The following is a 205-nucleotide window of genomic DNA, read 5'->3' on the forward strand; positions in this document are numbered from 1 at the left end:
CGGCGCTGCGCTTGCGGTTCGGGGTCAGAAGTTTCCCGCCCCGATCTCCTTGAGCATGTCGATGTCGAGGGCCTGGTTGGCGACCAGCTTCTTGAGCCGGGCGTTCTCGGCCTCGAGTTCCTTGAGGCGTTTGGCGTCGCTGGCCTTCATGCCGCCGTACTGGGCGACCCAGCGATGCCAGGTCGATTCGGTGATCTCCAGGTGC

Annotated in this window: 1 pseudogene; it reads right to left on the bottom strand. The window is 64.9% G+C overall.

Annotated elements, in window-relative coordinates:
- Positions 1-205: pseudogene (locus tag LI92_RS21755) on the bottom strand (transposase); the annotation flags it as partial.

Source organism: Mycobacterium sp. UM_Kg1 (assembly GCF_000972925.1).
Taxonomy (GTDB): domain Bacteria; phylum Actinomycetota; class Actinomycetes; order Mycobacteriales; family Mycobacteriaceae; genus Mycobacterium; species Mycobacterium hiberniae.